Source organism: uncultured Campylobacter sp., from assembly GCF_938045225.1.
GTDB lineage: Bacteria > Campylobacterota > Campylobacteria > Campylobacterales > Campylobacteraceae > Campylobacter_A.
This window is the reverse complement of record NZ_CALINL010000242.1, coordinates 1-5,587: the sequence shown is the minus strand read 5'-3', so window position 1 is coordinate 5,587 and position 5,587 is coordinate 1. Positions and strand designations below refer to the sequence as shown.

At 47.0% G+C, this 5,587-nt stretch carries 7 protein-coding genes; all 7 read right to left on the bottom strand.

Annotated features, from left to right (window positions below):
* A partial coding sequence (locus tag Q0200_RS08630; protein ID WP_297940336.1) for a flavodoxin family protein occupies positions 1-485 on the bottom strand: 485 nt, incomplete at its 3' end.
* Positions 482-1,705, bottom strand: a complete 1,224-nt coding sequence (locus tag Q0200_RS08625; protein WP_297940333.1) for a radical SAM protein — start codon at positions 1,703-1,705, stop codon at positions 482-484. The genes Q0200_RS08630 and Q0200_RS08625, both read right to left, overlap by 4 nt.
* Positions 1,706-2,485, bottom strand: coding sequence for an energy transducer TonB (locus Q0200_RS08620; protein ID WP_297940330.1), 780 nt, complete (start codon positions 2,483-2,485; stop codon positions 1,706-1,708).
* Positions 2,485-3,306 (bottom strand): ABC transporter substrate-binding protein, encoded by an 822-nt coding sequence (locus tag Q0200_RS08615; RefSeq protein ID WP_297940327.1) that lies wholly within the window; start codon positions 3,304-3,306, stop codon positions 2,485-2,487. The genes Q0200_RS08620 and Q0200_RS08615 overlap by 1 nt, the downstream gene beginning before the upstream one ends.
* Before the next feature lie 31 nt (positions 3,307-3,337).
* Positions 3,338-4,105: an ABC transporter ATP-binding protein gene (locus tag Q0200_RS08610; RefSeq protein ID WP_002953167.1), complete on the bottom strand. Its 768-nt coding sequence runs from the start codon at positions 4,103-4,105 to the stop codon at positions 3,338-3,340.
* A 1-nt stretch (position 4,106) separates the two neighbouring features.
* Complete coding sequence (locus tag Q0200_RS08605; RefSeq protein WP_297940322.1) at positions 4,107-5,087, bottom strand: iron ABC transporter permease; 981 nt, start codon at positions 5,085-5,087, stop codon at positions 4,107-4,109.
* Positions 5,077-5,587 (bottom strand): TonB-dependent receptor (locus Q0200_RS08600; protein ID WP_297940319.1); only part of this gene is annotated, 511 nt, incomplete at its 5' end. The genes Q0200_RS08600 and Q0200_RS08605, both read right to left, overlap by 11 nt.

The following is a 5,587-nucleotide window of genomic DNA, read 5'->3' as shown; positions in this document are numbered from 1 at the left end:
GCGTTTTCTAAGTCGTTTGCGTCGGGGTGAGTTGCAGCTCTAGCCCATCTGGCTTCGCGCTCAGGAGTTACGGCGTAGCGCGGGTCGTTGGGTGCTGCTTCGCCCATTTTGCGTAGTTGCTCGATGACTTTCGGATCGATCGCGCCTTGACAGTAAAACTCGCGTAAAATTTCATTTTCGCCCTCGCGCAATACGACTTTTGCCTTTTCTAGGCAGTTCATCGCATGCTCGTGCTCAGGATCCATGCCTAGCGTCATAAACACGCCCACTTTTTTGCCCTTTATCTCGCGTAAAAAGCGTTTAAATTTAGGCTCGGCATCGCCCTTATCGACGTAAAATCCAAGTGCGATAAAGTCGTAGCGATCCAAATCTAGATGCAGATCCTCGCTAAATTTGACCGCTTCGCAGCCAAGCTCGTTTGCGATGGCAAGACCGACTTTCTCGGTATTTCCGGTTGCGCTCGTGTATATAACTATTTTTTTCATTCAAAGTCCTTTTGTGAGATATTTGCTACTTCGGTGCCGATCGACATGCCCCAAAATACGCCGCCCGTCGTGTAGTTTAAAAAGCCGTTTTCTATACGCATATAGCCTTTGCGTTCGCATTTTTTGAAAAACTCCATTAGCGCGCTAAAGGTCTCATCGCTAACTAGGCTTTTTACTTGCGCTAGGTCGATTTTTGGGTACATAAAGAGGCTTTTTAGCCGTCCCTCGGCACGCTGTTTATCGTCTACTTTGTTTATCATGCGCATTTTTTCTTTAGCGTTATAGATGTCGTAGTAGCCTAGCCTTCCGCCCGAGCCCCTACCAAGGGGCAGGATATCGGCGCCCTCGTGGCTTAAGCGGATATACTGATAGCGGTCGCGGCCGATGCGGTTAAATTTGGTATGCTCTAGCACCTCGTAGTTGCCAGTACCTAGTAGCTTTTCAAAGAAAGCGTTGTGCAGCTTATGCTCGTAGTTCACGTCGTAATAATCCTGCGACACGGTCTTTGCGAGCTGCGATTTTTCAAAAAGCTGAAGCGAATAAAAGCTCGTGCTGTCGATCTCTAGCTCGTCTACTAGGCGCGCGTCTTCGAGCACTTCGTCTATCGTTTGTTCGGGGTAGTTAAAGATAATATCCGTGCAAACCATGCCGCTAAAATTTTGCCTGATCATTTTTAGATGCTCTATCGCGCCTTTTTTGTCGTGGACGCGGTTTAGCAGTTTGCGACCTTTGTCCGAAAATGTCTGCACGCCGATGCTAAAGCGGTTTACGCCTAGGCTTTCTAGTAGGCGCACTTTGCTTAAATTTAGATTGTGTAGCGTGGTTTCTAGACTAAACTCGCAGTCGTCCGAGATATTAAAATTTGATCGCAGAGCCGTGATAACCGGCTCTAGGTGCTTTTCTTTTAGTATCGTCGGAGTTCCGCCGCCAAAATAGACGCTGCGGATATTTTTAGCTTGTAAATACGGGAATTTGCCGTATTTTTCTATCTCGCCCAGTAGATACTGCGTGTAGCTGTCTAGCTCGTCTTCTAGCTTCGTGCGATTCATCGAGCAAAACGAGCAGATATTATCGCAAAATGGCACGTGGATATAGATCACGCCGTCCTTTTGCGCGGGTAGCTCCTCGGTTAAAAATTTCTCCACCTCGGCGTTAGTCGCCATCTTTATCTTTTTGGGACGCGTCGGTCCGGCGTGCCCTTTTTGCCTGGTTTCAAACATCTATTCCTCCGTTTTAAACTCGTAAGGTTTGGTAATTATACAATGCGATATATTTTTTAACGCTTTAATTTCTAACTCCTTTGTTATTTTCACCGCTTCGTCGTTAAAAATTTTATTTTTCCCGCGAACGGCGACGATCTGTATCTGCCCGTCAAATTTAAAATCCACTTCGACCTTAAACGTCCCGTTTAGCCGCAGCATGATCGCTTTTTTGGGATATTTAGCCTCCGGCTCGCGCGCCACGGTAAAGCCGACGCCCTCTTTGCACGCGTTTTGCTCTTTTGCTTCGCCGCTATCTTGCGCGGCGGGCTGCTTTGCGGGGGCTAAATTTGAGCTAGGCTGCGCGCTTTGCTCGGCGGGCAAAATTTGAGTCGGCGCGGGTGCTGGTGCTGGTTCAAATTTAGGCTCGTCTTTTACCGTTTGCGCCGGCTTTGGCGAGATTTGCTTTTTTATTTTCGGTTTTGGGGGTTGTTTTTTCTCCTCCTTTGGCTTTTTGGGTTCCGGCTCTACCGGCTTTGGCTCGGGCTGTAAAATTTCGGGCTCGGGCTCAAATTTGACCGGCTCGGGTTGCGTTTCTTGCGGCCATTCCATAGGTTTTTCTAGCGGCTCCGCGCTTTGAGGCGGGAGCTGCTCTCTAGTCTCTTTGCTAGGCTCTTCTTGCGTCAAATTTAGCTTTATCTTTATCGTTTCTTGCGGTTTTGCGCTCTCTATTGGGCGCGAGTTTAACGGCAAAAAAAGCAGAGCTAAATTTAAGACGAGCGAGACTAGAAAATAGCGCATTATTCGCTTAGCATCTCGTAAAATTTATCTACGGCTTCGCCTATGCGAGGCGTTCCTCTAAGCAGCAGCGAGGAGGGCACGGTAAGTACTTTGCCGTTTTTTGCGGCGGTCGTTTTTTTAAGCACCGGATTTTGTTTTAGGAAATTTTCGCCGTCGCCGCCCATACCACCGATAACGACGATGTAGTCCGGATTTTGCGATAAGATAAACTCGGTCGAGACGATCGGAGTCGAGCCTTCTACGTTATCGGCGATGTTTTTTAGTCCGAGTTTGGTAAAGATATCGCCCGGCAGGGTCTTTGAGCTAAAGCCAGTAAGCGGCGTCGAGGAAAATACCGCTAGTATTTTTTTGCCCTTTACCTCGCTGTTTGCAAAAGAGTCGATTTTGGATTTTATCTCGCTTACGACTTCGCTTGCTTTTTGCTCTTTGCCCGTTACTTTGCCGATTTCTTCGATATTGTTGTAGATATCGCCGACGCTATCGGCTTTTAGCGTGAGGGTTTTTAGGTTAAATTTAGCAAGGCTCTCGTTTACGTTTGCCGAGTGAAAGCTAGTGACGACGAGATCAGGCTTTAGCTCGACGATCTGCTCGATATTTGGCTTCGTGTACGTGCCTACGCTTTTTAGCTTTACGGTTTGATCCTCCGGCCAAATTTTAGAAAACTGAAGCGTAGCGATGGCTGCCAGCTGATCCTGCGCGCCTAGCATATAGACTATCTCGACGACCGAAGGGTCTAGCACGACTAGCTTTTTTGGCGCGTTTGCGGTTAAATTCGCCAAAAGACAACTGGCTGCAAGCAAAAGTGCGGCTATTTTTTTCATAGAAAATCCTTTCAAATTTTGATTTGTAAATTTATCGCTTTACGGGCACTACGAACGGCATACCGTCGTGTTCTAAAATTTCGCAGTTTAGCCCGTAAATTTCATATAAAATTTCTTTCGTATAAAGCTGCTTTGCCGTGCCTGCGTAGCGTATCTCGCCATCTTTTAGCATCACGAGTTCGTCGCAAAACATAGCGGCTAAATTTAGATCGTGCAGCACGGCTACAGAGAGTAAATTTAGCTCTCTAGTTAAATTTTCGCAGATCTTTAGCATCTGAACCCCGTAGTTTAGATCTAGCGCGCTCGTAGGCTCGTCAAGAAGTAAAATCTTTGGCTCGCTAACTAGGGCTCTAGCAAGCAGTACGCGCTGAAATTCGCCGCCGCTTAAAGAGTGGGCGCTACGTTTGGCAAACCGCTCTACGTCAAGCAGGCGCATGATCTCGTAGGTTTTTGCAACGTCGTTTGCGTCGTATCCGCTAAACTGGCTTTTTAGATGGCAAAAGCGCCCCGTTAGCACGATATCCTCGACCGTTAGCGGCATACTTAAAACCGTTTTTTGCGGCACGAAGCCTAAAATTTTAGCCAGCTCTTTTAGCGAGTAATCCTCCAGCTTTTTATTTTCTAGCGTGATCACGCCGCTATTTGGCGATAAAATTCTTAGGATATTTTTTAAAAGAGTGGATTTGCCGCAGCCGTTTGGACCCAAAATCCCTACGAAACGGCCGTTTTTAAGGCTTAAATTTACGTTTTTTAGTATCTCTTTTTTGCCGTAGCTAAAGCATAGTTTTTCTACTTTCACCTTATATGCTCCTGCTTGAGCGGATAGCTAAAAATAGAAAAAACGGAGCGCCGAAAAACGCCGTAACTACGCCGATAGGCACCTCGGTCGGGCTTAGGACGCTTTTGCCTATCGTGTCGCATGCTAGCAGGAAAAACCCGCCCGCAAAGGCGCTAATAGGTATCAAAACGATGTTGCTCGAGGTTTTTAGTATCATGCGCAGCGTATGCGGGATGATGAGCCCCACAAAGCCTATCATGCCCGTAAACGCTACCGAAAACGCCACGGCTAAAGACGAGACGATAAGTAGGCGTTTTTTCATCTTTTCTACGTCCACGCCTAGGCTTTGAGCCTCCTCGTCGCCGCTTAGGATGACGTTTAACTCAAATCGCTTAAAGTAAAAATACGCCATAGATAGCACGAGAGGAACGCTGATGTAGGCGATCTTTTCCCAGTTTGCAGAACCCACGTAGCCCATCATCCACGCTACTATCTTAAAGCTATCCTCGCCGATGAGGTAGGTCGCAAAGCTCGTAAATGCGCCCAAAAACGACGAAAATGCGATACCGATGATAAGAAGCGTGGCGATGGATTTGCCTTTTTTTGAAAGTTTAAAGATCAGTACCGAAAGTATCGCCGCGCTAAAAAAGGCAAACACGCCGTAGTAAAAATCGGGAAGCTTTAAAAGATAGGCCGCCACGGCGCCAAAGGTCGCGGCGGAGGCGATGCCGATGATGTAGGGATCTGCTAGCGGGTTTAAAAATACGCTTTGTACGACGACGCCAGAGCTTGCTAAAAGCATACCGATCAAAAATGCCATTATGACGCGCGGCAAGCGGATTTCTAGCAGGATGGTTTCCTTTATCTCGTCTATCTCGCCGCCGCTTGCAAATTTGATTATATCTTGCCACGAGATATCGGCTCCGCCAAGACTAAGCGAAAATATAAAAAGCAGCGCCGTAAGCACCGTCAAAACCGCCGTAACTCCGTTTTTAGTAGGCATACTTAAACTCTACGTAGTAGTTTCTCTCGTCTGCGGGCTCGTATATATCCTCTAGCTCGCTTTGATAGGAGTTGTATTTTTTGTTGAATAAATTTTTAACTCCTGCAGAGACCGAAAATCCGCCTTTAAATTTATACTTTGCGCCAAGATCCACTAGCGTTCTAGATACGGTTTGCGTCTCGTAGCCGGATATGTCTGTCACGCCCGAGTAGATCGCTCTTTTTAGCTTTGATAGGTATTTGACGTCAAGGAGTAAATTTAGATCCTTGATCGGCTCGGAGTCGATGCTGGCGACAAATTTGCTCTTTTGTACGGTCGGCACCTCCATGCCCTTGTTGCTACCTTTTTTAAATTCGGCTTTTACGTAGGAGAAGGTCTGGCTGGTTTTTAGATTGTCTAAAATTTGCTGCTCGGCGTAGAGCTCGGCTCCGTATCTCCTGACGTCGTCTAAATTTATAAAAAACCAGCCGTCGGTTATGTTGTTTGTGAGCGTTCTGGTG